Origin of the sequence: Amnibacterium kyonggiense (assembly GCF_004364555.1) — a bacterium.
Taxonomy (GTDB): domain Bacteria; phylum Actinomycetota; class Actinomycetes; order Actinomycetales; family Microbacteriaceae; genus Amnibacterium; species Amnibacterium kyonggiense.
The window spans coordinates 52,380-76,850 of record NZ_SOAM01000004.1 but is presented as its reverse complement, the minus strand read 5'-3'; the positions used below and the strand labels follow the sequence as shown (position 1 = coordinate 76,850).

Annotated in this window: 24 protein-coding genes; 13 read left to right on the top strand and 11 right to left on the bottom strand. The window is 73.8% G+C overall.

From position 1 onward, the window contains the following. Positions 1-10: 10 nt before the first annotated feature. Complete coding sequence (locus tag CLV52_RS16685) at positions 11-259, bottom strand: protealysin inhibitor emfourin (protein ID WP_133767535.1); 249 nt, start codon at positions 257-259, stop codon at positions 11-13. Next, positions 256-1,290: a M4 family metallopeptidase gene (locus CLV52_RS16680; protein ID WP_211342740.1), complete on the bottom strand. Its 1,035-nt coding sequence runs from the start codon at positions 1,288-1,290 to the stop codon at positions 256-258. The genes CLV52_RS16685 and CLV52_RS16680 overlap by 4 nt, the downstream gene beginning before the upstream one ends. Before the next feature lie 72 nt (positions 1,291-1,362). Here CLV52_RS16680 and CLV52_RS16675 point away from each other — a divergent pair, with 72 nt between their 5' ends. Then, positions 1,363-1,785: an SHOCT domain-containing protein gene (locus CLV52_RS16675; protein ID WP_133767533.1), complete on the top strand. Its 423-nt coding sequence runs from the start codon at positions 1,363-1,365 to the stop codon at positions 1,783-1,785. A 10-nt stretch (positions 1,786-1,795) separates the two neighbouring features. On the opposite strand, the gene CLV52_RS16670 is transcribed toward CLV52_RS16675, so the two are convergent. Next, complete coding sequence (locus tag CLV52_RS16670) at positions 1,796-3,301, bottom strand: glycosyltransferase family 2 protein (RefSeq protein ID WP_133767532.1); 1,506 nt, start codon at positions 3,299-3,301, stop codon at positions 1,796-1,798. 160 nt (positions 3,302-3,461) lie between these two features. Beyond that, a complete protein-coding gene (locus tag CLV52_RS16665) occupies positions 3,462-4,022 on the bottom strand; it encodes a YdcF family protein (protein WP_133767531.1) in 561 nt (186 codons plus the stop codon). A 239-nt stretch (positions 4,023-4,261) separates the two neighbouring features. On the opposite strand from CLV52_RS16665, the gene CLV52_RS16660 reads away from it, so the two are divergent. Beyond that, a complete protein-coding gene (locus CLV52_RS16660; protein WP_162850911.1) occupies positions 4,262-5,167 on the top strand; it encodes an FhaA domain-containing protein in 906 nt (301 codons plus the stop codon). 4 nt (positions 5,168-5,171) lie between these two features. Here CLV52_RS16660 and CLV52_RS16655 read toward each other — a convergent pair whose 3' ends face one another. Together CLV52_RS16655 and CLV52_RS16650 are read right to left on the bottom strand one after the other, a co-directional pair. Continuing rightward, complete coding sequence (locus tag CLV52_RS16655) at positions 5,172-5,414, bottom strand: hypothetical protein (protein ID WP_133767529.1); 243 nt, start codon at positions 5,412-5,414, stop codon at positions 5,172-5,174. Between the two features lie 54 nt (positions 5,415-5,468). After that, on the bottom strand, positions 5,469-5,759 hold the full coding sequence (locus CLV52_RS16650; RefSeq protein WP_133767528.1) for a hypothetical protein: 291 nt from the start codon (positions 5,757-5,759) through the stop codon (positions 5,469-5,471). A 120-nt stretch (positions 5,760-5,879) separates the two neighbouring features. Between CLV52_RS16650 and CLV52_RS16645 the strand changes: the two genes are divergently transcribed. Together CLV52_RS16645 and CLV52_RS16640 are read left to right on the top strand one after the other, a co-directional pair. Beyond that, positions 5,880-7,829, top strand: coding sequence for a hypothetical protein (locus CLV52_RS16645; RefSeq protein WP_133767527.1), 1,950 nt, complete (start codon positions 5,880-5,882; stop codon positions 7,827-7,829). 76 nt (positions 7,830-7,905) lie between these two features. Then, positions 7,906-8,085, top strand: a complete 180-nt coding sequence (locus tag CLV52_RS16640; protein WP_133767526.1) for a hypothetical protein — start codon at positions 7,906-7,908, stop codon at positions 8,083-8,085. Between the two features lie 50 nt (positions 8,086-8,135). Here the strand turns inward: CLV52_RS16640 and CLV52_RS16635 are convergent, their stop codons facing one another. From CLV52_RS16635 to CLV52_RS16625, 3 genes are read right to left on the bottom strand one after another with little or no spacing between them, the layout of a single operon-like run. Beyond that, positions 8,136-9,122 carry a hypothetical protein gene (locus CLV52_RS16635; protein ID WP_133767525.1) on the bottom strand — a complete coding sequence of 329 codons (987 nt, stop codon included), beginning with the start codon at positions 9,120-9,122 and terminating at the stop codon, positions 8,136-8,138. Further along, complete coding sequence (locus CLV52_RS16630) at positions 9,119-10,366, bottom strand: sensor histidine kinase (protein ID WP_133767524.1); 1,248 nt, start codon at positions 10,364-10,366, stop codon at positions 9,119-9,121. The genes CLV52_RS16635 and CLV52_RS16630 overlap by 4 nt, the downstream gene beginning before the upstream one ends. Then, a complete protein-coding gene (locus CLV52_RS16625) occupies positions 10,363-11,025 on the bottom strand; it encodes a response regulator transcription factor (RefSeq protein ID WP_133767523.1) in 663 nt (220 codons plus the stop codon). The genes CLV52_RS16630 and CLV52_RS16625 overlap by 4 nt, the downstream gene beginning before the upstream one ends. A gap of 330 nt (positions 11,026-11,355) precedes the next feature. Between CLV52_RS16625 and CLV52_RS16620 the strand changes: the two genes are divergently transcribed. Further along, positions 11,356-11,580: a hypothetical protein gene (locus CLV52_RS16620; RefSeq protein ID WP_133767522.1), complete on the top strand. Its 225-nt coding sequence runs from the start codon at positions 11,356-11,358 to the stop codon at positions 11,578-11,580. Positions 11,581-11,681: 101 nt separating this feature from the next. Here the strand turns inward: CLV52_RS16620 and CLV52_RS16615 are convergent, their stop codons facing one another. Further along, positions 11,682-13,211, bottom strand: a complete 1,530-nt coding sequence (locus CLV52_RS16615) for a sugar transferase (protein WP_162850910.1) — start codon at positions 13,209-13,211, stop codon at positions 11,682-11,684. A gap of 276 nt (positions 13,212-13,487) precedes the next feature. On the opposite strand from CLV52_RS16615, the gene CLV52_RS16610 reads away from it, so the two are divergent. Both CLV52_RS16610 and CLV52_RS16605 read left to right on the top strand, forming a co-directional pair. Further along, entirely contained in the window at positions 13,488-14,225 is a 738-nt protein-coding gene (locus CLV52_RS16610; protein ID WP_133767520.1) for an HAD-IIB family hydrolase, read from the top strand. Between the two features lie 211 nt (positions 14,226-14,436). After that, complete coding sequence (locus CLV52_RS16605; RefSeq protein ID WP_133767519.1) at positions 14,437-15,318, top strand: DUF559 domain-containing protein; 882 nt, start codon at positions 14,437-14,439, stop codon at positions 15,316-15,318. A 76-nt stretch (positions 15,319-15,394) separates the two neighbouring features. Here CLV52_RS16605 and CLV52_RS16600 read toward each other — a convergent pair whose 3' ends face one another. Continuing rightward, on the bottom strand, positions 15,395-16,087 hold the full coding sequence (locus CLV52_RS16600) for an SOS response-associated peptidase (protein ID WP_133767518.1): 693 nt from the start codon (positions 16,085-16,087) through the stop codon (positions 15,395-15,397). Positions 16,088-16,166: 79 nt separating this feature from the next. Here CLV52_RS16600 and CLV52_RS16595 point away from each other — a divergent pair, with 79 nt between their 5' ends. From CLV52_RS16595 to CLV52_RS16570, 6 genes are all read left to right on the top strand, one after another. Further along, positions 16,167-16,496 carry a hypothetical protein gene (locus CLV52_RS16595; RefSeq protein ID WP_133767517.1) on the top strand — a complete coding sequence of 110 codons (330 nt, stop codon included), beginning with the start codon at positions 16,167-16,169 and terminating at the stop codon, positions 16,494-16,496. A gap of 80 nt (positions 16,497-16,576) precedes the next feature. Then, the gene (galE, locus tag CLV52_RS16590) at positions 16,577-17,536 is read left to right on the top strand and encodes a UDP-glucose 4-epimerase GalE (RefSeq protein ID WP_133767516.1); all 960 of its coding nucleotides are present in this window, start codon (positions 16,577-16,579) and stop codon (positions 17,534-17,536) included. 471 nt (positions 17,537-18,007) lie between these two features. Beyond that, positions 18,008-18,328: a WhiB family transcriptional regulator gene (locus CLV52_RS16585; protein ID WP_133767515.1), complete on the top strand. Its 321-nt coding sequence runs from the start codon at positions 18,008-18,010 to the stop codon at positions 18,326-18,328. Positions 18,329-18,552: 224 nt separating this feature from the next. Next, the gene (locus CLV52_RS16580) at positions 18,553-21,588 is read left to right on the top strand and encodes a glycosyltransferase (protein WP_133767514.1); all 3,036 of its coding nucleotides are present in this window, start codon (positions 18,553-18,555) and stop codon (positions 21,586-21,588) included. Then, complete coding sequence (locus CLV52_RS16575) at positions 21,579-23,120, top strand: DUF5719 family protein (protein WP_133767513.1); 1,542 nt, start codon at positions 21,579-21,581, stop codon at positions 23,118-23,120. Before CLV52_RS16580 ends, CLV52_RS16575 begins: the two co-directional genes overlap by 10 nt. A 119-nt stretch (positions 23,121-23,239) precedes the next feature. After that, the gene (locus tag CLV52_RS16570; protein WP_133767512.1) at positions 23,240-24,463 is read left to right on the top strand and encodes an acyltransferase family protein; all 1,224 of its coding nucleotides are present in this window, start codon (positions 23,240-23,242) and stop codon (positions 24,461-24,463) included. Positions 24,464-24,471: the final 8 nt, after the last annotated feature.

Sequence of the window (24,471 nt, the reverse complement as noted above, 5' to 3'; positions counted from 1 at the left end):
TGGCGCGGCGCTACCGCAGCCGCGCGCGCACCTCCGCAGGCACCTGCGCGCCCGTCAACTCGACGTGCTCGGTCTCGGTCGTCGTCACGATCGTGAACTCGTAGACGAAGTCGTCGCGGCGGTTCCCCGCGGGGCTGCCGGCCGCACGGTGGACCGCCTCCGTGATCCGCTCCGCCTCGTCCGGATCGTCGACCTCGGTCGTGGCGGTGAGTCCCGCGAAGCCGCCGCTGCGGGTGACGACGACGCGAAGGACGCTCACGACGTCACGATACCCACGCCCGTCCAGGCCTCCGCCACCGCCTTCTTCGCCGCGGCGCCGTAGAGGCGGTCGGCGGTCGCGACGGTGAGCTGCGCGAACTGCGGGAACGTGGCCGTCGGCTGCAGCTCGCCGCCGGTGAGGGCGTCGTACCAGACGTGGCCCGCCTGCTCCCACGCGTTGCCGCCCAGGCCGACGGCCGCCAGGTAGAAGGCGTGGTTCGGGATGCCCGAGTTCGTGTGGACGCCCCCGTTGTCACTCGTGGTGCGGAGGTAGTCGCGGATGTGCGCCGGCTGCGGGTCCTTGCCGCCGAGCCGGTCGTCGTCGTACGCCGTGCCGGGTGCCTTCATCGAGCGGAGCGCGACGCCGTGCACGTCCTCGGCGAGCAGGCCGGCGCCGATCAACCAATCCGCCTCCTCCGCGCTCTGACCGAGCGCGTACTGCTTCACGAGCGAGCCGAACACGTCGGAGATCGACTCGTTCAGCGCCCCCGACTGGTTCTTGTAGGCGAGGTCGGCGGTCGCGCCGGTCACGCCGTGCGTGAGCTCGTGGCCGATGACGTCGACCGAGATCGTGAAGCGGTTGAAGAGGACGCCGTCCCCGTCGCCGAACACCATCTGCTGCCCGTCCCAGTACGCGTTGTCGTACTGCTGGGAGAAGTGGACGGTGCCGGACAGGTCCATCCCGGCGTCGTCGATCGAGTTCCGCTGGAACACGTCCTCGTACAGCTTCCATGTGTCGCCGAGCCCGTCGTACGCCTCGTTCACGGCGACGTCGGTGCTCGGGGCCTCGCCCTCGCTGCGCACGAGCGCGCCGGGGAGGTCCTCCTCGTGCTGCGCATCGTGGATCAGGCGGTGGAGGCGCGGTGCCCGTCCCGTCACGACGGCGGCGCGGATGTCCCGATCGCCGATGAGCCGGCTGACGGCGAACGTCTTGTCGTAGCCGAGGGTCGCGATGGCGGCGTCACGGACGACGGGATCCTGGTGGCGCGCGAGCGCCTGGAGGATGTACGGCGGGACCAGGGTGCAGTGCATGGGTGGGCGCTCCTCGCTGCCGGGAAGCCGCCAGCGTAGGAAGCACCACCGACGTGCCGCCATGCTGGACCTATGGTTTCGGTCCAGCGGCACCTCGCCGTGCTCCGCTCCGCCCTGCAGCCGGGGGAGACGGAGCGGCTCTGGATCCGCGCCGAGCGGTCGGAGCGCAGCCACGCCGGCGCGCTCCTGCTGACCGACCGACGGCTGCTGTTCAGCGGGCTCGGGTTCGTGTCCCAGTCGCAGGAGGCGTGGCCGCTGACGATCGTGTCCGGCGTGCGCGTGACGCCGGCGGGGCTCGAGCTGCAGGTGCTCGGGGCGCCGGAGGCGTTCATCGGGAAGCCGAAGGACCTGGAGCGGTTCGCCGCGCTGCTGCCGACCACCGCCGCGACGGACGCGTCGGTCGCAGACGAGCTCGAGCGGCTGGTGCGCCTCCGCGACTCGGGCGCCCTGAGCCCCGCGGAGTTCGAGGGCGCGAAGCGCCGCCTCCTCGAGTAGGCCTGTCGCGTCAGCCGGCGGAAGCCCGGCGCCGGGACCGGAGGACCCGGGCGACGGTGCGGCGCAGCCGTCGCGCGACGCGCGGGACGAGGCCCATCGGGTTCGGTGTGCCGACGGGGCGCGCCTGCAGGGCGACCTGCGGCCGCTTGATGAACTGCACCGTCCTCGTGCCGACGGTGCGGCGGGCGTCGGCGACCCGGAGGCCCCGCGCGGCGGCGACCGGCCGGCGGCGCCGGGAGCGGTGCTCGCCGGCGAGGGCGATCACGGCCCAGGTGCCGTCCTCGACCGGCGGATCGCCCGGCTTGGGCGTCGCGACCGCCACGCCGTCGCCGCGCTGCTCGACCCGCAGCGTTCGACGCACGAGCGTGCCGGTGTGCTGCAGCTCGACGCCGATGCGGGTGAACGCCGCGACCTGCTGCAGCACGGCCTCGGCCGACGGCAGCCGCCCCGCGGGATCGGCGAGGTCCGGCAGCGGCGCCGTCGTCACCAGTTCGGAGCGGAGCTCGATCCGCACCCCGCCGTCGGCCTCGACCCGCACGTCGGTCGCGACCGTGCTCACCTGCAGGCCGGTCTCCCACCGCGCCACGGCCGCGATGTCGTCGTCGCGGCCCGCGAGCACCAGCTCGGCCGTCAGGCGGTCGAGCGTCCGCAGCCGGTGGAAGTCGGCGTCGTCGTAGCGCTCGACGAGCAGGCGGTGCGCCTCGTGCAGCAGCTCCGGCGAGCCGAGCTTCGCCCAGCCGTCGCCGCGGAGCCGCGCGATCACCTCCACCCGCAGCCAGCGGCTGCGCATGATCCGGCGCTGCTCCGTATCCACGGCCTCCTCGTCGACGCGGTCGAGGCAGGCGCGGATGCTCCCGAAGTACCCGTGCCACTCGGGCTGCTGCTGCGAGATGTGCGCACGCCCCGTCTCGTACGCCAGGTAGTAGCAGGGGTAGTCCGCGTAGACGCTCACCCGCCGCGCCCGGAGGTACGCCGTCACGACGAAGAGGTGGTCCTCGAGACGGAAGTGCCCCTCCTGGAACCGGATCCCGCGGTCCCGGAGGAACGCGAGGCGGAACAGCTTCTGCGGGGCGAGGGTGCCCATGAGGAGCGCCGGGTCCGCCTGCGCGTCGACCACGGTGCGGGGGATGGAGGGGACGCCCCGGTTCCGCCCGACGGTCTTCGGGACCACGACGTCCGATCCGTGCGCGTCGGCGAACGCCGCCAGCCGCTCGAGCGCCTCCGAGCCGAGGGTGTCGTCGTCGTCGCTGAAGAAGACGTACTCGCCGTGCGCGGCGTCCATGCCGACGTTGCGCGGGCGGCCCGGCCAGCCCGACGGCGCCTCCCGGAGCAGCCGCATGTTCGGGACGTCGGCGATGAGGCGCTCGACGCGGTCGGCGGTGTCGTCGGTCGAGCCGTCGTCCACGAAGACGGCCTCCCACTGCGACGCGGGCAGGGTCTGCGCCCGCAGCGAGTCGATGAGCGCCGCGATCCCGGGGCCGGTGTTGAAGACGGGGACGACCACGGACACCTTCATCAGCGCGCCTCCCGGATCGCGGACGACGCGTCCGTGATCGGAGCCGTCGCTCGTCCGAGCGTCGCCGATGGTGCACCCCGGGGAGGCGACCGGTCGGTCGATGGGGCGGTCCGCTGCGATCCGATTCAGGAAGATGCGCGGGGAACCGCCGCGATGCCGGTCAGCAGCCCTGGAGGAGCCAGCTCTTCACGGTCGCCGCGGTCTGGTACAGGTACTGGTACGCGATGCCGCCGTACGGTCCCTCGGCGTCCGCGACCATCGACAGCCTCCCGCCGAAGCAGCGCCCGACGATCGTCCGGGCGCGCGGGATGTGCGCCGGCATCGTCGTCACGACGGCGCTCGTCCACCCGTGCGCGGCGGCCTCAGCGCGGAGCTCGCGCGCCTCGCCGCGCGTGGTGCTCGGGTCCGGCCGGAAGCAGACGACGTCCGACCGCGCGCAGAGTCCGGTGACGTCCCACTGCGACTGCGGGCCCGGCACGGAGACCAGGGCGGTGTCGACGCGGCGCTCCGCGAGGAGCCGCTCGGCGACCGCGACCCGGTCCGGCACCGGCGGTCCGAGGACGAGCACGACGTCGGCGTGCCGCGGCGCCGGATCCGTCGCGGGGAAGACGAAGAAGGGGAGGCCGAGCAGGATCCAGACGAGCAGCCCGCCGAGCGCGGCGAAGCCGCCGATGCGCAGCCTCCGCAGCGCAGTCGGACGCGTCGTCGTCTCGGTCGTCACGGCCCTCCCGGCACGGGCGACGGCCGACTCCGGACGCGATGCGCGGCAGCACGCCCGTTGCCCCCAGAGTACCGGGCAGCACCCTTCCCCCGCCGCCCGGGGAGGGCCATGATCCGCTTCGTGCCGCGGGTCGCCCAGCCCGGCACCGCGGACCATCGGCGCGCAGCGACGACGCAGCCGGTGGTCCGCCTGCGGAACCCCTGCCGCCTGCTTATCGACGCCCCGCATACTGTCCGCCCATGGGATGGCTCTGGCTCGGTCTGCTGATCGGGCTGCTCGTCGGCGCAGCGGCCGTCGCGCTCGTCCTGCGCGCCGTCGGGCGGCTGACCGGCACGGACCGGCGGAGCATCTGGCGGCTCGTCGTCGACGGGCTCACGCCCGGACGCCGACGGGAGGGCGTCGCCGCGCAGCGGGCGCTCGCGCGCCGCTTGAAGCGGGCGGGGGAGCGGACCGCCTCGGGCCGTCGTGTCGCCGCCGAGGAGCTGCTCGTGCACGTGAGCCCGGAGGACCACGAGACGATCACGTCGGCGCTCGGGATCGAGACCGCCGAGACCGACCTCGCCGAGTTCTACCGCGGGCACGCCGCGCGGGGGAAGTGGCTCGTCGGCGCGGAGCCGCAGGTCCGCATCGTGCGCGACATCAGCCTCCGCCCGCGCCAGGTGTTCGTCCGGACCACGACCCGCGCGGCGCCCGCCGGGACCGCGGCGGCCGCCGCGCCCGCCGCCGCGCGTGCGCCGGCCGCCTCGCGGCAGGCGCCGCGGCCGAGCGACGACGCGCCCACCGACGTCCTCCCGCGCGGCGGGGACCCGGACGCCACGACGACCGCGGTCTACCCCGCGGGCCTGCTGCTGGGCGACCTCGTCGTCGTGCACGGCACCGACGTGCGGACGGTGACGCCGGCCGACGGGGTGCTGCGCATCGGGCGCGGCGCGCACAACGACCTCGTGCTCGAGCGGCCGGGCATCGTCCGCGACCACCTCGTGCTCGAGGTGCGCGACGACGGCTGGTGGGCGGTGCCCGGCGCGACGCAGGGCGGCACGAAGCTCGACGGCGCGGTGCTCGACGGGCCGGCACCGATCCGCGGCACGGCGGTGCTCGAGCTCGGTCGCGGGGTGCGCGTCCGGGTCAGCGTGGAGCCGACGTGACGGCTCAGCCGTTCCGCGGCCGGATGATCGGGATCGCGCCCGTCACGGCCTTCAGCGTGCGGACGCCGATCACCGGGATCTGGCCGGTCATCGTCTGCACGGCGCGGCCGAACGCGGTCCGCGCCGGGCGCCGCACCCGCGGCCGGCGCCGCTCGGCCACGTGGACCGCGCGGCCGATCGCCAGCGCGACGAGGGCGGCCAGGACGACCCACCCGGCGACGATCCCCACGACGACCGCGATCCACATGCGGACTTTCTATCGGATCGCGTCCCCCGGACGGGGGTGCGACACGGCCGCGTCTCAGCGCCGTCGGCGCGAGCGGCGGGCTGGTGCGAGGGCGGCCCCGGCCCCGAGCAGGAGCAGCCCCACCACGACGGCGCCGAGCACCGCCGGCAGCCAGCCGACCTGTGCCGACGCGCACAGCACGCCCCGGTCCGGCGGGTACATCGGCGCGAGGAGCGAGCCGCAGACGGCCGGGCTGCCGGGGACGAGCGCGAGCACGAGCGCCGCGGCGAGCATCACCGCGCCGAGGATCGTGCAGAGCCGTGCCGTCGTCCTGCGGGTCGCGATCGTCCCCTCCCAGACCGTCATCCCTCCCATCCTCTCGTGGCGCCCCCTGGGTGCGTCCAGGGCGGAGGTCCCGGCCGTCGGTCCCGACTGGTTGACTGCTGGACGGTGCGCAGCGGGGGACGCGCGTCGGACGGGGGCACGATGAGCGAGGTCGCGGGCCCGCCGGTGCGTCCGCGCCGCGGCAGGGGGTACGACCTGCTCGCGATGCTCGCGATCGGCCTCGTCATCGTCGCCGCGGGCCTGCTGCCGGCCGTGACGGCGAACTCCGGCGGCACCGTGACGGTCCGCGGCACGGTCACCCTGGACGGGCAGCCGCTGCCCTTCTTCCCCGTCGGGTTCTGGACCACCGCCGACGGCCCCGTCAGTCCGACGACGACGGACGCGAACGGCGGCTTCACCTTCGACGTCTCCGACACCGTCGACGGCTACGCGTACGCCGGCACCGTCCCGGACTCGACCCGGGCGATCATGTCGATCGACGGCAAGCAGGTCGTGCGGGGCGTCATGAACACGGCGAGGACCGTCTCGCCGATCTACCAGGGGCGCCCCACCTCGACCGCGAAGGCGCTGTTCGGCGGGGCGAAGGAGGTCCGCTTCGCGCTGCAGGAGGCGGGGAGGATCAGCGGCACCAGCCCGATCCCCGCGAGCCGGGTGCGGGCGATCCAGGTGCGGCGGGCCGACAACTCGGTGATCCAGACGATGCGGCTCGACGGCCGTGGACGGTTCCAGTCGATGCTGCTGACGCCGGGGCAGTACGGCGTCGTGCTCGTGCCCAAGTCGCCCGGGCTGCCCGTCGTGGGCGACGCGATCGTGCGCAGCGGCGCGACGACGACCGTCGCCCTCGACGAGCCGGTGACGGGTGCGACCGTGCTCGGCACCGTCCGCGCGGGCGGCAAGGCCGTCGGCTCGGGCGTGCCCGTCCTCCTCGAGCAGGACGACGCGGTGCTGGCGAGCACGACGACCTCCTCGACCGGCGACTGGTCCTTCGCGGGGGTCGCCGGCGGGGACTACACGGTCGAGGTCGGCCGCTACGACGAGCCGGACGCCGTGTCCGCCTCCGCGTCCTCCGTCGACGTCCAGATCCCCGGCGCGAGTCCGTCGCCGACGGTGACCGCCCCCACGGCGACGCCGACCGACACCCCGATCGCGACGACGCCGCAGGCCGCGGCCGTCGAGTCCGTCCAGCGCACGAGCGACGCGGTGCTGCCGCAGCAGTTCACCGTGAACGTCCCCGAGGTGCTGGGGGAGGTCAGCGTGAACACGGCCGTGCAGGCGGCCGGGCGGCTGAGCGGCACCGTGACGGTGCCCGCGCCACCGGCCGGCACCGCAGCCGCGACCGCGCGGGTCGTCGTGGAGGAGGAGAGGACCGAGCGCGTCGTGCGCACCGCGTCGGTGGGCTCGGACGGGCGGTACAGCCTCGGTGGCCTCCAGCCGGGGACCCGGTACCGCGTCTTCGCGGTGACGGAGCCGGAGGACGCCACCCTCAGCGAGATGGGGTCCACGACCGCGACCGCCGGGACGTCCGCGGGAACGGCCGACGTCGTGGTCGACCGGCCGGCGCTCTCGCTGAGCGGAACCGTCGCGAACGCGGCGAGCGGCCGGGTGACCATCGGCGACGCATCGCTTCTGCAGCGCACCGCGACCATCGACGAGTCCGGCGCCTACGTCCTGCAGGGCCTCGTGCCCGGCGCGTTCCCGGTCGTCATCACGACCGCGGGTCGGGTGCCGTCGAGGGCGATCGGGGTCGTGGTCAGCGGCACGCAGCAGGTGGTCGATCTGCAGCCGGGCCCGCAGCCCGCGACCTTCAAGGGCTGGTTCATCAACAGCGGCGCCGGCGTCCCCACCATCACCGGGACCGCGACCGACGAGTACGGCGACCAGGTCGTCTTCGGCCCGGACACGGACGGCGGCCACGTCACGATCGGCGAGCTCACGCCCGGGACCTACACGTACGACCCCGACTCGTTCCGCGGCAGCGCCCCCACGGTCGACGGCCCGTGGTACTACCAGCCGCCCACGGGCACCTTCAGCCTCAGCGACAACGCGACGACCGACGTGGGCCCGATCGTCCTGCACGTGAAGACCCACTGACGAGTCGAGGACGATTCGGTCGGTAATGACACGGCTTTTTGAGGGATCGCCCAGGTGAGGCTGTCTGACTGGCCGCATGCTCACCGTCGTGCTCATCGTCCTGGCGGTCGCCAGCGCGTGGGCGCTGCTGGCCGTCCTGTTCGCGTTCCTGGCCGGCGGCGTGATCCACGCCCGCGACCACCGGGACGCTCCCTACGGCGGTTTCTCGGGCCCCCGCCCGATCACCCCGCTCCCGGTGCTCCGCACTCCCCGCTGACCCCGCGGTGGTCGAGCCGGGCGCCCTGCGCCCGTGCCGAAACCACGGCGCTACTGGAAGACCTCCGCCTCGCTCTGGTCGCCGCGGACGGCGGAGGCGCGCACGCCCCCGCCCTCGAGGTCTCGCAGGCGACCGATGAACCCGCCCTCCGCCGTCTGCTCGAGCCGTTCCGCGAGCCAGCGCGCGGCCTTCCGGCGGGCATCGGTCCCGGCCTCCTCCGCCTCGTCGAGCAGGAGCACGTTCACCCCGCGGCGCCGGGCGGCGTCGATCACGCCGCGCAGGTCGGACTCGTTCAGACGCGGCGTGCGGATCTGGTCGCGCAGCGCCCCCTCGATGACGATCATCTGGCGGCGGTCCTCCGCCGTCATGCGGCGGCCCTCCGCGATGGCGCGGAGCATGGGGCCCGCCTGCTCGAGCACCTGCTCCACGGCGCTGCGGCGGGCGCTGGCGCGGGCGCGGGCGACGTCCTCCTCCGTCCGGCGGCGCCGCTGCACCTCACGGAACGCCGCCGACGCCGCGTTCGAGCGGCGCAGGCTGGCGGCGAGCGCCGTGCCGACCGCGAGCGTCGCGACATGGCGGACGATGATCCCCGCGCCGATCCCGATCGGGCGATCGCCGAGCGCAGCCCAGCCGAGGCACGCCGCGACGACGAGCACCATGGTGATCCACGCCGTGCCGAAGCGCCCGACGACGGTGAGGGCGAGCAGGTCGAACGCGACGGCGCCGAGGAACCAGGCGTCGTAGCCGTCCGGCTGCGCGATGCCGGCGATGGACATGAGCCCGGCGAGCCCGCCGGCCACCGTGAGGACGGCGAGCGCGACCGCGGTGCGGAGCGGCACGTCGAGCCGGCTCTGCCGGACGAGGACGTACTGCGGCGCGACGACGAGCGCGAGGGAGAGCAGGTCCCAGCCGTTCGCGCCCCGCGACGTGAGCGCGAGCGTCCCGTGGACGACGATCCAGAGCCCGAGGTAGACGAATCCGCCGCCGAGGACGGAGCGGAGGAGCCGCTGCGCGATCGGCACGGGCTCGGTCGTCACGCCGCGCTCCAGCCGAGGGTCACGCGCGTGCCGACACCCGGCTGCGAGACGATGCTCGCCGATCCGCCGGGGAGCGCCCGCATCCGCCCCTCGATGCTGTCCGTGAGGCCGAGCCGACCCGCGGGGACCGCTGCCCGGTCGAAGCCGACGCCGTCGTCGAGCACGTCGACGGCCACGACGCCGGCGCCGACGCGGACGTGCACGGTGCTGTTCGCCGGGCCCGCGTGCCGGCGGACGTTGCGCATCGCCTCCTCGGCCGCGTCGGTGAGCGCCTCCACGACCTCGCCGGGGACGTCGTCACCCTCCTCCAGCTCGTAGTTGAAGAGCGCCTCCGGCAGCACGCCGGTGGTGATCGCCTGCACCTTCCACACCAGGTCCTCGCCCGGGAGGTCGGCGGCGACGAGGTCGTCGCGCAGGAGTGCCTGGAGACCGTCGAGCGCGCGCTGGGCGTCGCGGCGCTCGAGCCCGCCGCTGTCGGGGAGCTGCCGCGCGGCGGTGAGGAGGGTGGCCAGCACCCGGTCGTGCACGAGCTCGTTGATCCGGGCGCGCTCGCGCTCGCGGGCGGCGTCCGCGGCCGCGCCGATGGTGGCGGCCTCCGCGGCCTGCTCCTCGATGTCCGCCGCCCTCGCGGCGGCCAGGCTGGAGACGCCGAGCGCGATGAAGGTGAGCGAGAACAGCAGGATGTACAGCGCGCTCTGCACGCCGTCGACGAGGGCGGATCCGCCGGCGAAGGCGATCCGGTCGATGAAGGTGAGCACCGCTCCCGCGACCGCGCCGGCGATCGCGCCCCACGGCCCGGCCGCGAGCGCGACCGCGACGAGCCCGAGGCCGCAGATCTCCGAGAACCAGATCGGCATCGTCAGCCCGGGCGTCGGCATGACGACGAGGGGGATGGACGCGAGGACGACGAGCGTGCCCAGGATATTGATGCGGGCGAATGTCCGGATCACGGCGAGGGGCGCGAAGAAGGCGCTCACCCCCATCGCGATCGACGGGCCGATGCCGATGACGAAGGCGCAGATCGTCCACCACTCGGGCCAGAGCGGTTGCTGCGCGATCGCGCCGGGGAAGCCGAGCAGGCCGAAGAGGATCGCCGCGGGCAGGAACGCGAACGCGAGGACCCGGTAGACGCGCTCCTCCGCGCGCGCGCCGGCGACGCGTCGGAGCAGGGGCGAGGTCATCGGGGCGGTCACGGCCTCCGGCATCGACCGCGGGATGCGCGGGTCGACGCCGGAGCCGGTCACTGCTCGTTCGGAGCGGGGAGGAAGCCGTCCTCGACGGCGCGCTTGTACAGGTCCACCTTCGTCACGGCCGGTCGGCCGGCGCGCGCGTACTTGGCGCGGATGCGGCGCACGTAGTCCTCGATCGTCGAGACCGCGATCCCGGCCTCGTCCGCGACCGTCTGCGCCGTGTTGCCGTCCGCGAAGAGCGCGAGCATCCGCTGCTCCTGCCGCGAGAGCCGGGCGTCCGTGATGATCGGGTCGTTCTCCAATGTGGAGGCCCACTCCGCCGTGACGACCGGCTGCCCGTACGCCGCGCGGAGGAGCGCGTTCGTCAGCGCGTGGAGCGGCTCGCTCTTGCGCACGATGCCGAGCACGGGCGTGCGGGCGACCGCGCGGAGCAGGTAGGGGCTCTCGCCGCTCGTGAAGGCGATGACGTTGCAGCCCGCCGCGACGAGGCGCTCGACGTTGTTCGCGGGGGAGGAGCCGTCGGCGAGGCGCAGGTCGAGCACGACGAGGTGCAGCCGACCCGCGGCGCGGGCGAAGAGGCCGTCGACGGTCGCCGCCGACGCGACGAGCTCGAGCTCTCTGGTCTGCCGGAGGGCGGCGTGCACGGCGGCGGCGATGACCTCGTGATCGTCGACGAGGCCGACCCGGAGCGGTGCGATGGCGGGCGAGGGCATGGTTCGGTTCGCCTCCTGTCGGTCTCGCACCCCTGGGGCGCGCCGATCGCCAGGGTAGCGGGGCCTCCGGACGGAAGGTCGCCGCTTCCTCCTCACCGGGCGCAACGAACGAGCGTTCGATGCCGGATCGTTGCGGAACGAGCGGAAGTCGGCGGTGCGCCGATCAATGGTTCGCCCATCCCGAACGCGCCGCCGACACGCCGTCCGCGCGATCGACCCCGGAGTAACGCTTCCATCCGCCCGGCGGAAGGTGGACCATCGACGCACGGGGTTGTCGCGTCGATGCGCGGAACGCTCTCCCGTCGCGTCGATGCGCTGCAGGGGGATGCGGTGGCACTTCGGGACCGCGTGGTGCTGTGGGCGCTGGGCAGCGGCTCGGTGCTGAGCCTGCTCGCGTGGCACTTCGTCCACCCGTGGGCGGCCCTCGTCGTCGGGCTGCTCGCGCTCGCGGTCGCGGGGATCGCCTACCGGATCGAGAAGCCGCGCATCGACCTCGACCACCCGGAGGCGTGGCGCTCGGCGGAGGGCGACTCCGCGGAGCACGCGGACCGGTAGCGGCCCGCGAGAGCGCGGCCTTGCCACGTGACGCCCTCCTGGGGGCGCCGGGAGGGCGCTTGGTGGCAAGTCCGCGCCGTCAGCAGCGCGGCCTTGCGGCGTCAGTACGCGCCGTCGCGCGCGACGACCGCCTTGACCGTCTTCAGCAGGATCATGAAGTCGGTCGTGACCGACCAGTTCTCGACGTAGTAGAGGTCGAGCTTCACGCTCTCCTCCCACGACAGGTTCGAGCGGCCGCTGACCTGCCAGAGCCCGGTGATGCCCGGCTTGATGAGCAGGCGGCGGTTCACACGGCCCTCGTAGGCGGCCACCTCGCGGGGGAGCGGCGGTCGCGGCCCGATGAGGCTCATGGAGCCGTTCAGCACGTTGAAGAGCTGCGGCAGCTCGTCGAGCGAGTAGCGGCGGATGAACGCGCCGACCCGCGTGATGCGCGGGTCGTCCTTCATCTTGAAGAGGAGCCCGGCGCCCTCGTTCTGCCTCGCGAGCTGCGCGAGGCGCGCCTCCGCGTCCACGACCATGCTGCGGAACTTGAACATGGTGAACGAGCCGCCGGCGACGCCGACGCGCTCCTGCCGGAAGAGCACCGGGCCGCGGTCCTCGAACCACACCGCGAGCGCCACCGCCGCGAGGACCGGCGAGAGCAGCAGCACGGCCGTTCCGGCGAGGACGAGGTCGATCCCGCGCTTGATCGTGTGGTTCAAGCCGGCGTACTGCGGCAGGTCGACGTGCAGCATCGGCAGGCCGTCGACCGGGCGCATGTGGATGCGGGGCCCGGCGACGTCCGTCAGGCGGGACGTGAGGATCAGCTCGGTCTTCGAGTTCTCCAGCTGCCAGCCGAGGTCCTGGATCGCCTCGCGACCGCCGGGCAGCTCGCCCGCCACGATGACCGCGCGGGTGTGCGTCGCGCGGACCGTGTCCGCCAGGGAGGCGAAGGGGACGAGCGGCACGTTGCGGCCGTCCGCGGCCGCGAACTGCGCGCCCCCGGTGCCGTCCGTGTAGGCGACGCCGAGCGGCTTGTAGCCCGCGTGGTGGTGCTTGATGAGGTCGTTCGTGACGCGCGTCGCATCCTGGTGGTTGCCCACCACCACCGCGCCGACGAGGCAGAGGCCCTCCCGGCGGCGCGCGATGAGCCAGGAGCGCCAGAAGAACCGTTCCGCGAGCAGGAGGAGCAGGCCCACGGGCAGGGCGATGAGCAGGTAGCCGCGGGCCACGTCCGGCTTGAGCAGCACGATGATCACGGCGAAGATCCCGAACGCGTAGCCGGTGGCCTTCGCGACGCGCTGGTACTCGCTGGTGCCGGCGCCGAGGATGCGGATCTCGCGGGACCGGTTCGCGGCGAGCATCGCCATCCAGACGAGACCGAGCGCGACGCCGATCGCCGTGTAGCCGTCGAGGGTGCGGAGGATGTGCCAGGGGGCCTGGTCGAAGCGGACCGACTGCGCGAAGAGGATCGCCACGGCGATGGCGGCGAGGTCCGTGACCGCGAGCGCGAGGCGGTACCCGGTGCGCCAGCCGATGCGCTGCACCGGCGCGACGAGGTCGGGCGTCGCGAACGCGGACGCTCCGAAGGCGCTCGTGCGCGAGCTCAACCTGCCGTCGGGCAAGGCGTCGCCAAGTGCTCCTGATTCCATGAATCCTCTGTCACATGGGGCCGCTTGGGAGGGCGGCGTGGCGAAGGCGGTGAGCTCGGGCATCGTTACCGTGGGCTCAGGACGCCTCCATGGTTTCCCCCGAACGGGGGGCGGCGCAACCACGCAGAGGTGCGCACGGGCGCGCCGTTATCAGTTCGTTACATTCGTGTCGTTCCCCGTAACACGGGGCTTCGAGGGGGACCAGACCCCAGTTCCGCTCGGCGTGTCGTGCCCTAGCGTGAAGGTGTGGCGCACCCCGTTCCCTTCCGTCCCCGCATGACCGCCTTCGACCTCGACGACACGCTCGCGCCGTCGAAGGCGCCGTTGCCGGACCCCGTCCGCGACGCGCTGCTGCGCCTGCTCGAGGTGTCGGAGGTGTGCGTCATCTCCGGCGGCCAGGTCGAGCAGTTCCGCACGCAGGTGGTCGCGCGGCTCGGGTCCCTCCCGGACGCGCTCGCGACCCGGCTCCACCTCATGCCGACCTGCGGCACGCAGTACTGGCGGCTGACCGCCGACGGCCTCACCTGCGTGTACGCGGAGGACCTGACCGAGGACGAGAAGTCGCGCGCGATGCGCGCCGTGGAGGAGGAGGCGAAGCGCCTCGGCCTCTGGGCGGACGAGACGTGGGGGCCGGCGCTCGAGGACCGCGGGTCGCAGATCACGTTCTCCGCGCTCGGGCAGCAGGCGCCCCTCGACGCGAAGAAGGCGTGGGACCCGACCGGGGAGAAGAAGAACCGGCTGCGGGCGGCGGTGCAGGAGCGGGTGCCGGACCTGGAGGTCCGCAGCGGCGGCTCGACCTCCGTCGACATCACCCGGCAGGGGATCGACAAGGCCTACGGGATGACGCGGCTCGCCGAGCTGACCGGCGTCCCGTTCGAGGACACCCTCTTCGTCGGCGACCGCCTCGACCCCGACGGCAACGACTACCCGGTGAAGGCGCTCGGCGTCCCGACCGTCGCGGTCGAGGGCTGGGAGGACACGGTCGACGTGATCGACGCGATCACGGCCCGCTGACCCGCCCCCTTCCTCCCGGGGCGCCTCCGCCGCGCTTCGGGGCGCGGACTTGCCACTTGCCGCCCTTCACTGCAGCTCCCGAGGGCGTCGAGTGGCAAGGCCGCGCAGAATCGACGCGTCGGCAGGCGTTTCCTCCCTCCACAGCCCCCTGATCGGCGTTCGGGCGGAGGTCCGCCGGTCAGCGGCGGCCTCTCGGCGTCAGCCTCGCCGGATGACCGATGACTCCCCGTTCCATGTGCGAGACGGAGCTCGACGAGGGCTCACCGAGAAGCAGATGCGGTCGCGGAGGTTCGCGCAGCCCTACCGCGGGGTCCGGACCTCCGGCCCGCTGGCCACGGTGCTCGACCGGGCTCGTGCCTACGCGCAGAAGATGCGCCCGGAGGCCTTCTTCTCCCACGTCACCGCGGCCGTGCTCCGGGGCATCTGGCTGCCGCTCGTGCTCGAGCGCAGCGAGCTCCTGCACGTGTCCGTCCCACCGACCGTCCGCGCGCCTCGCGACCGGCTCGTGAAGGGGCATCACCTGGTGCCGCGCGCGGGTCAGGTGACGCTGCATCTCGGTCTGCGAGTGGCTGACGAGATCGAGACGTGGTGCCAGCTCGCGCAGATCCTCGGACTCGAGGACCTCGTCGTCGCCGGTGAGTCGTTGCTCGCGAAGAACCGCCGACGCCCGCGGCGCGTGTGGGAGCTCGAGGCCGCCGTGCGCGCCGGCGATCGTCCGCGTCAGGCGCTCCTCAACGCCGCGCTGCCGTTGCTGCGGGAGGGCGTCCGTTCGGCGATGGAGACGCGACTCCGTCGTCTGCTCGTCGCGGCCGGGCTGCCGGAGCCGCTCATCAATCAGGAGATCTTCGACGCCGCCGGGCGTCGGGTCGGTGAGTGCGACCTCGTCTACCCGGTGCAGAAGGTCGTCGTCGAGTACGAGGGAAGCCAGCACTTCGACGAGCAGGCGACGCTCGACGACATCGAGAAGTACGAGCGGCTGCAGGATCTCGGCTGGCGCGTGATCAGGGTCACCAAGGACGACATGCGGATGCGTTCGACGCAGACCGTCGAGCGCGTGCGGCGTGCCCTGGTCCAGCGTGGACTTGCCGCTTGACGCCCTCCCGGGGCCGCTGGCAGGGCGTCTGGAGGCAAGTCTGCGCTGGGGGCGGACGGGAGGAGGAGGGGCGGGGTCAGGAGGCCGGCGGGAGGGGCCGGATCAGGCCCGGGCCGTTGTTGCGGACGCTGTTCGCGTCGCGGCTCACCTCGTAGTGCTCCAGCGTCCGGGCGACCGCAAGCGATTCGTCCTCGAGGAGGTCCAGGAGGTCGGCCGAGGAGGCGTCCTCCTGCAGCCACCGGTCGTAGCCCTCGGGGGAGAGGCAGGCCGGCATCCGGTCGTGCACCTCGCCCGGCGCCACGTGCGCGTCCCGCGTGATGATCGCCATCGAGATCAGCCACCGCTCCGGGTCGTCGCGGTCCTTCGACGGGTCCGCCCACGCCGACAGCACGCCCGCCATCGCGAGGCCCGCCTCCGGGGCGTGGATGTAGTGCGGCTGCTTCCCGGTCGGCGTCACGACCCACTCGTAGTAGCCGAGCGCCGGCACGATGCAGCGGGACCGGGCGAACGACCGCTTGAACATGCCGGAGGTCGCGACGGTCTCGATCCGCGCGTTGATCGGCTGCGGCCGCTGCTTCGGGTCCTTCGCGTAGGAGGGGAGGAAGCCCCACTTCACCTCGGGGAGCACCCGCTCGCCGTGGCGGTCCCGCACCACCGGCACCATCGCGGTCGGGGCGACGTTGTAGTCGTCCGGCAGTCCGCCGAGGCCTCCGAGCAGGTCCGGCAGCAGATCGGTCACGGCCTTCGTCACGACGTAGCGCCCGCACATCCCCCGATCCTCCCTTCATCCCCTGTTCACATGCACGTCGGTGCCCGTGGATACGGTCCGGGAGGAGGAAGGAGCGGTGATGACCATCGCGATGACGCCACCCGGCCCGCCCGCGGACCCCGCCGTCTCCTGGCGGGCGCTCGAGAGCGGTCTCTGGGTCGCGCGCCGCTCCGGCCGGCACCTCGGCTCGGTGGAGCGCGGGCGGCGCTGGACCGCGGCCGGTCCGGACGGCGAGCCGATCGGCGCGTTCCGCAGCCTCCGCGAGGCGCAGGCGGCGGTCGCCGACCCGCAGGCCCGGCCGGTCCCGACCGGAGCAGACGCGGCGACACCGATCGTCGCGCTGGCGGCACTCGGGCTCGCCGCGGTCGCATCCGCATCGGGCTGGGCGCTCACCTCCCTGCTCGCCTGATTCCGGACGACGGAAATCGTGCGCGACACCACGGCATGGCCGACCGGATCGCGTCCGGGGTCGTGGATAGGGTCCCGGGCATGACGTGGTTGGTCACCGGTGGGGCCGGGTACATCGGGGCGCACGTCGTCCGAGCGCTGCGCGCCGCGGGCATCGAGCCGCTCGTGGTGGACGACCTGTCGAGCGGGCACCGCGACTTCGTGCCGGAGGGCGTCACCTTCGTGCGCGGGTCGATCCTCGACGGCGAGCTGCTCGAGCGGACGTTCCAGGAGCACGACGTCGACGGCGTCATCCACGTGGCCGGGTTCAAGTACGCGGGGGTCTCGGTGCAGCAGCCGCTGCACACCTACACGCAGAACGTGACGGGCACGCAGACGCTCCTCGCGACGATGGCGGACTCGGGCGTCTCGCGCATCGTCTTCTCGTCCTCGGCGGCCGTGTACGGGACGCCCGACACCGACCTGGTGACGGAGGCCACCCCGAAGCACCCCGAGTCGCCCTACGGGGAGTCGAAGCTCATCGGCGAGTGGCTCCTCGCGGACCAGGGGCGAGCGGCCGGCCTCGCGCACACGTCGCTCCGCTACTTCAACGTCGTCGGATCCGGGACGCCGGAGGTCCACGACACCAGCCCGCACAACCTCTTCCCGCTCGTGTTCGAGGCGCTGCTCGACGGGCGGACGCCCCGCATCAACGGGAACGACTACCCGACGCCCGACGGCACGTGCGTGCGGGACTACATCCACGTCGCCGACCTCGCCGTCTCGCACGTCGCGGCGGCCCGCCGGCTGATGGCCGGCGACACGATCGAGCCCGTCTACAACCTGGGTTCCGGCGACGGGGTCAGCGTCGGGCAGATCATGTCGACCATGGCGGCGGTGACCGGGATCGCGTTCACGCCGGAGATCGCCCCCCGGCGTCCCGGGGACCCGGCGCGCATCGTCGCCTCGGGCGAGCTCGCCGCCCGCGACCTGGACTGGTCGATGCGGCACTCGCTGACCGAGATGGTCGAGTCGGCGTGGAGCGCGCGGCGCGGAGCCTGACCGGCGTGTCGGATTCGACAGCCGTTATTCGGCTGTGATAACGGCCGAATTCGGAGGAGGGCCCCCTGAACGGGGGGCGGAAATCGTGCCGAATTCGGAATGACTCGAAGATGAGTTCGAAGCGGCTGCGCCGCGCCGGATGCCGTTTGTAACGGTCATGTTACGAAGCGACTGTCGTTATCGGCGTGTCGCAAGCATTCGACCCCCTGTTGAGGGTTGATAGCGGCCTGAGTGTTCCGGACGGGGCATCCGCATGAAACCCCTGGTCAGAACGGCGGGTCCCAGCCCGCTTCAAGGTCCGGCGGCTCGTCAAATCGGCGCGCGGATCGGGCGTGTCCCCGCGCGACAACCCGTGCAGCACCTCGACGGGAGTGCACACATTCGGCCTTGCGGCTCCGGAATCACCTGTGTGTAATTACGTCCACGCTTTCAGAGCGCGGGGCTCTGAAAGCATCGAGAGGACGATCAACAATGACCGTTTCCCCCTATCAGGCGTCCGTTCCGACCGACTGGTTCGTCGACCCTGTTGCTCTGGGTGTGCCGAAGGTCCGCCGCGTCGCCGAGGACGAGACCGACCAGCTGAGCTGGCAGGCGGACTCGCTGTGCGCGCAGACCGATCCTGAGGCGTTCTTCCCGGAGAAGGGCGGATCGACGCGCGAGGCGAAGCGGATCTGCTCGTCGTGCGAGGTCAAGTCGCAGTGCCTCGAGTACGCGCTGCAGAACGACGAGCGCTTCGGCATCTGGGGCGGCCTCTCCGAGCGCGAGCGCCGCAAGCTGCGCAAGACCGCCTGAGCACGGCGGACACACGTCGCGGAGGGGCCGCGGACCACTGGGGTCCGCGGCCCCTCCGCTGTCTCCTCCGCTGATCCGCCGCCGAGCGGCAGATCCGCCTGCGCGGGCGGGCGGATCTGCCGCTCGGCGGCGGGACACGGCGGAGCGGGACGTCGCCCGGAGGAAACCGTGGTCGACGGCGCGGCGGCGCGGGGGCGCGCCGACGGCTCGCCTACCGTGCTCGGGTGCCGAGATCTGTCACCGCGATCCTCATCGCGGCGGACGGGGCCGACTATCTGCGTGACACCCTCGATGCGATCACGATGCAGACGCGGTTGCCCGACCGCCTCGTCGTCGTGCAACTGGGGAACAGCCCGGTCACCAGCACGATCATCGACGGGGTCGAGCCGACCGTGCACGCCCGGGCCGGCGCGCGGGCCGGCTTCGGGCTCGCGGTGGAGAACGGCTTCCGGGCCGCCGGCATCGAAGCGCTCGACAGCGAGTGGCTGTGGCTGCTCGCGACCGACAACGCCCCCGAGCCCGTGGCGCTCGAGCGCCTCCTCAACTCCGTGGAGGGGCAGCCCTCCGTCGCGGTCGCAGGGCCCAAGCAGATGCAGTGGGACGCGCCCGCGTACATCCACTCCTTCGGCGAGACGCTGACGCCGTGGGGCACGGCCGTGGAGATGGCCGAGCCCGAGCTCGACCAGGCCCAGTACGACCGGCACAGCGACGTCCTCGCGGTCGCCGCCGGCGGCATGCTCGTCCGCGCGTCCGTCTGGAAGCAGCTCGGCGGCTTCGATCGGGCGCTGCCCGCCGTGGACGACGCGCTCGACTTCTGCGTGCGCGCCCGGCTCGCCGGGTACCGCGTGCAGCTCGAGCCCACGGCCCGCGTCCGCTCCGGCGGCGTCGACGCGCCGGGGACGCGGCTGCTCGGCGCCTCCACCTCGGAGCCCCGCCGCGTGCGGCTGCGGCGGGAGGCCCAGCTGCACCGGCGCCTCGTCTACGCGCCCCTGCCGCTCGTTCCGCTGCACTGGCTCTCGATCCTGCCGGTCGCCGTGTTCCGCGCGATCGGGCAGATCCTCCGCAAGGCGCCCGGCTCCGCGCCGGCCGAGCTGCTCGCCGGCCTCGTCGTCTTCGGCACCCGCTTCGCCGCGATCGCCCGCTCGCGGTCCCGGATCGCGAAGGAGCGGTCGGCCGGCTGGGCGTCGATCGCGCCGTTGCGGCAGCCGTGGCGGGAGGTGCGGCACCGCCGAGCACTCGCCCGGGACAACGGCAGGCAGCCGAACCGGGAGGAGTCGCTCCACTTCTTCTCGAGCGGCGGCCTCGCGACCGTGCTCACGATGCTCGTCGTCTCCGTCGTGCTGTTCCAACCGCTGGTCGGGGCGGAGGCGCTCGTCGGCGGGCAGCTGCTGCCCCTCGGCACGTTCGACTCCCTGTGGCGCAGCGTCGGCTGGGGCGTGCACCCGCTCGGCAGCGGCTTCGTCGGGCCGGCCGACCCGTTCGCGGCCGTGCTCGCGGTGCTCGGCACGATCACGTTCTGGCATCCGTCGAGCGCGATCGTCGCGCTCTGGATCCTCGCCCTGCCGATCGCCGCGGCGGGCGGCTGGCTCGCCACGGCCCGCTTCACCCGGCGGCGACCGCTGCGCGTCATCGGCGGCCTGCTCTGGGCTGCGGCGCCGACGCTGGTCGTCGCGCTCGACACCGGGCGGATCGGCGGGGTGCTCGTGCACCTCGCGGCGCCGTTCATGCTCCTCGCGGCATTCAAGGTGCGGTCGTCCTGGACCGCCTCGGCCTGGCTCGGTCTCCTCGGCGCGCTGATCGCCGCGAGCTCGCCCAGCCTGCTGCCCCTCCTCTTCATCGCGTGGGCCGCCGCGGTCGCGCTCGGCGTCGCCGTCCGACAGGGCGAGCGGAGCCGCATCGTCCGGATCCTGCCGCTGCCCCTCCCGACCGCGGTGCTCTTCCTGCCCCTGGTCGCCGAGCAGGCGCTGCACGGCCGGCTCATCGGCGTGCTCGCCGATCCGGGACCCGTCGCGTCGCCCGGCGCCGAGGCGCACCTGCTCGGGCTGCCCGCCCAGCTCTCGACCGTGCTGCAGCTCGCCGCCGGCTGGCCGACCTGGGCGATCGACGCCTGGGAGGGCCTCACCGCGCCGCTCGGCCTCGGGTCGGGGCTCGCCGCGGCCTTCGTGTGGGCGCTCGGCGTCCCGCTGCTGCTGCTCGCCCTGATCGGGCTGTTCTGGCCGAAGCACAGCGTGCCGATCCGCATCGGCATGTTCGGCGTCGGCGGTCTCGTCATGGCCGTCCTCGCAACGCGCCTCGAGGTCGTGTCCAACGGCGGCACCCCGATCGCGGCGTGGCCCGGCGCCGGCCTCAGCCTCGCCTGGCTCGCGGTGCTCGAGGCCGCGGTCTGCGGGCTCGACCGGCTGGCCGCCGCCCTGCAGCTGCCCCTCCGCGCCCACGGGCTCGGCGCGGCGAAGATCCGTGCCGCCAGCGCGGCGGTCGTGGGCTGCACCGCCGTCCTCGCGATGCTCGCCGCGGTCTCACCGGTGCTCGTCGGTGTCCTGCTCGGCTCCGCGCAGGTCCGGGCGGGCTCCGCCGCGACCGTGCCCGCGCTTGTCGCCGCCGAGGGCAGGAGCACGCCCGACCTCGGCATGCTCACCCTCACGCCGGAGCGGAACGGCAGCTACCGCAGCCTGCTCACGCGCGGGGAGGGGCGCACGCTCGAGTCGCTCAGCACGCTGCAGTCGACGGCCGGCTTCGGCGACTCGCCCGGGCTCGCCCGGCTCGCCGCGGGGCTCGTCCAGCCGACCGGTGACGACCTGGCGACGAGCCTGAACGACTACCGGATCGGCTACGTGCTCCTGCAGCACGGCGCATCGAGCGACGGGCTCTCCGCCGCGCGCGGCGCCCTCGGCGCGAACCCGCTGCTGTCCGAGGTCTCCACGACGTCGGCCGGCACCCTGTACCGCTACGACGACCTGCGGACGACCGGGCCGATCACCCTCCTGCGCGGCCCGTCGAACACGGGCAGCCCGATCGGCGTCGCCGTCCTCCTGATCCAGGCGATCCTCTTCGGCGTCTTCGCGCTCCTCGCGCTGCCGACGTCGAAGATCACGCAGCGCTTCCGACCCGTCCCGGCGCTCCGCGCGCCGAAGGCGGACGTCCGCACCATCGGCGCGCCCGCGGTCCAGACCGTCGTGCGCACCCCGGAGCAGGCGATGGCCCGCGAGCTGCAGACGGCCTCCGCCGCCCGCGAGCCCGAGGAGGTCGGCTCATGGCGCTGAACGGACGGGCCATCGGGGCGAGCGCGCTGGTCGCAGCCGGCGTCGCAGCGGCGGCGATCGTCGGCCAGCTGCCGGCGTTCGGGAGCGCCGACCAGACCATGACGGTCACGCCGTCGTCCGCGCCGCAGTCGCTGCTCTGCCCCGGGCCGGCCATCGCGGTGGGCGCCGATCCCGCCGACGCGAACGCGCTGAGCGCCACCGGCAAGCCCGCCCGCGTCGCCGGGACCGCGAAGGGCGCGAAGCCGAAGACGGTCGTGCTCGGGCGCGGCGAGGTCAGCGGCGGCGCGGCCCCGCGAGCGCTCAGCGCCGCCGCCTCCGACCGGACCGGCGTGCTCGCGGGCGCGCAGGTCGAGCAGGTGACCCTCGGCGACGCAGCCGGGCTCGCCGCGGCGTCCTGCACCGCCCCGGCGAGCGACGTGTGGTTCGCCGCCGGCGCGACCACGACCGGCCGCACCACCGTGCTGACCCTCGCGAACCCGTCCCCGGTCGCCGCCCAGGTGGGCGTGCGGGTGTGGACGGAGAACGGCCCCGTCGACGCCGCCTCGTTCAGCGAGCTGGTCGTGCCGGCGAAGGGCCGCACGGCGGTCTCCCTCGCGGGCGTCGCGCCGTCGGCGGGCGGCACCGTGGTGCGCGTCACCTCCACCGGCGGCCGGGTCGGCGCGGCGCTCGAGCAGCGGACCGTGCGCGGGCTCGAGTCCGGCGGTCTCGACATGACGGGGCCGACCACGGCGCCGGCGCTCGAGCAGGTCGTACCCGGCGTCCGGGTGCTGGACGCCGCCGCGGTCGCGTCCGCGCAGCGCGCGGACGACTACGCCGATCTGCAGACGGTCGTCCGGGTGCTCGTGCCCGGGTCCGCGGCGACCGACGTCTCCATCACCGCCACGCCTGACGGTGGCGGGCAGCCGGTCACGCTCGGGCGGCGGGTCGCGGGCGGCGTCGTCACCGACTTCCCGGTCACCGGCCTCCCCGACGGCACCTACACGGTCCGCGTCACCGGCAAGCGTGCGCTCGTCGCCGGGGTGCGCACCGCCGTCGTCGGCGACGCGAGCGGCTCCGTCACGCCGACGGACCAGCCGCCCGCCTCCGACTCGACCTCGGGCGGCGCGGCCGTCGGCTCCGACGCCGGTCTGGTCGGCGGCGACGGCCCGGTCGACGCCTCCGGAGCCCAGACCTCCTCGACCGCGGACACGTCCGCCACGTCGACCGCCCGCGGCATCGACTTCGCCTGGTTCGCGGCCGCCCCCGAGCTGTCGGGCAGCGCGGCGATCGCGGTGGTCGACGCGCCGTCGCCGATCCTGTCGATCGCGAACCCGGGTGCGGCGAGGACCGTCCGGCTGTCCGGGCCGGTCAGCCGCACCGTGCGGGTCCCGGCGAAGGGCTCGGTCGCCGTCCCGGTGACGCGCGGCGTCGTCGTGCTGTCCGGAGCGGCGGGCCTCCGCGCGGCGGTGAGCTACGCCGGGGACGACGCGCTCGCGGGCTACCCGGCGGCCGCGGCCGATCAGCAGGCGCATCCGGTCCGCATCAGCCGCTGACCGGATCGTCAGCGGACGCTCAGGTCCTGAGCCCCGCAGGACCGCTCCCGAGGGGGCGGCAGCCGGTACGGTTCCGGCATGCCGCCGCACGTGACGACTCCGCGGCCGGGCGCAGCCGGATGACGGTCGAGGTCGAACGGGCCGTCGCCGTGCGCGATCCGGACGCGGTCGCCGCCTCGCCCGTCGTCACCCGTCGGCGGAACCGGGAGCGCCTCCACGCGCTCGACGGGCTGCGCGGCGTCGCCGCCTTCCTCGTCGTGCTGCACCACGTGCTGCTCATCGCCCAGCCGGTGTCGCAGCCGCCGGGGGAGCCCGCGGTGCTGAGCGGCTGGTGGTGGCTCGAGCGCACGCCGCTCAAGCTCCTCACGGCCGGGCACGAGGCCGTCATCGTGTTCTTCGTGCTCTCCGGCGTCGTGGTCGTGCTGCCGGCGCTCCGCCGCGTCGACTTCTCCTGGCCCGGTCTCGTCGTGAGCCGCGTCGTGCGGCTGATGCTGCCCGCATGGGCGGCGATCGTGTTCGCGACCGCGCTGCTGCTCCTGGTGCCGCGCGTGCCGCAGCAGGTGACGGGCGGCAGCTGGCTCGCGGGGCAGGTGCAGTCGGACTGGAGCTGGCAGCGCCTCGTCGTCGAGTTCTCGCTGATGGGCAACAGCGTCCCGTACAACAACGTGCTTTGGACGCTGAAGTGGGAGTTCCTCTTCTCCCTCCTGCTGCCCGGGTTCCTGGTCGTCGCGGTGCTGCTGCACCGCTGGTGGCTCCCGACCGGGCTGCTCGCCGTGGGGCTCGGCGTCGCGGGCACGGTCGGCGGCATCGAGGCGCTCGAGTACCTGCCCGTCTTCTTCCTCGGCACGCTGATCGCGGTCCGGCTTCGGGCGATCGAGGGCTGGAGCGAGTCGCGCCGCGCGAAGCGGCTGCTCGCCGTGATCCTCCCCGCGAGCCTGCTCCTGCTCGTCATCGAGTTCCTCCTCGCGCCCGTCGTGCCGGAGGGCAGCGACGGCAGCCACGCGCTGATCGGCCTGGAGGCGCTCGGCGGCGCCGGCGTCGTGGTCGTCGCGGGAGCGGCGACGGGGTTCCGCCGGTTCCTGGAGGGCCGCGTGCCGCAGTTCCTCGGGCGGATCTCCTTCAGCCTCTACCTCGTGCACCTGCCGGTGCTCGCGACGATCACCTGGATCGTCGGCGACTGGAACTGGCCGATCGCCGCAGCCGTCGGCATCCCGCTCGCGGTGCTGACCGGCTGGGGCTTCTTCCGCGTCGTCGAGAAGCCGCTGCACAAGGTCGCGCGCTCGGCGAAGCGCGGCGCCTCGCGCGCGGTCGAGCGCTACGTGCGATCCGACCGCACGGTCTGACCGCCTCG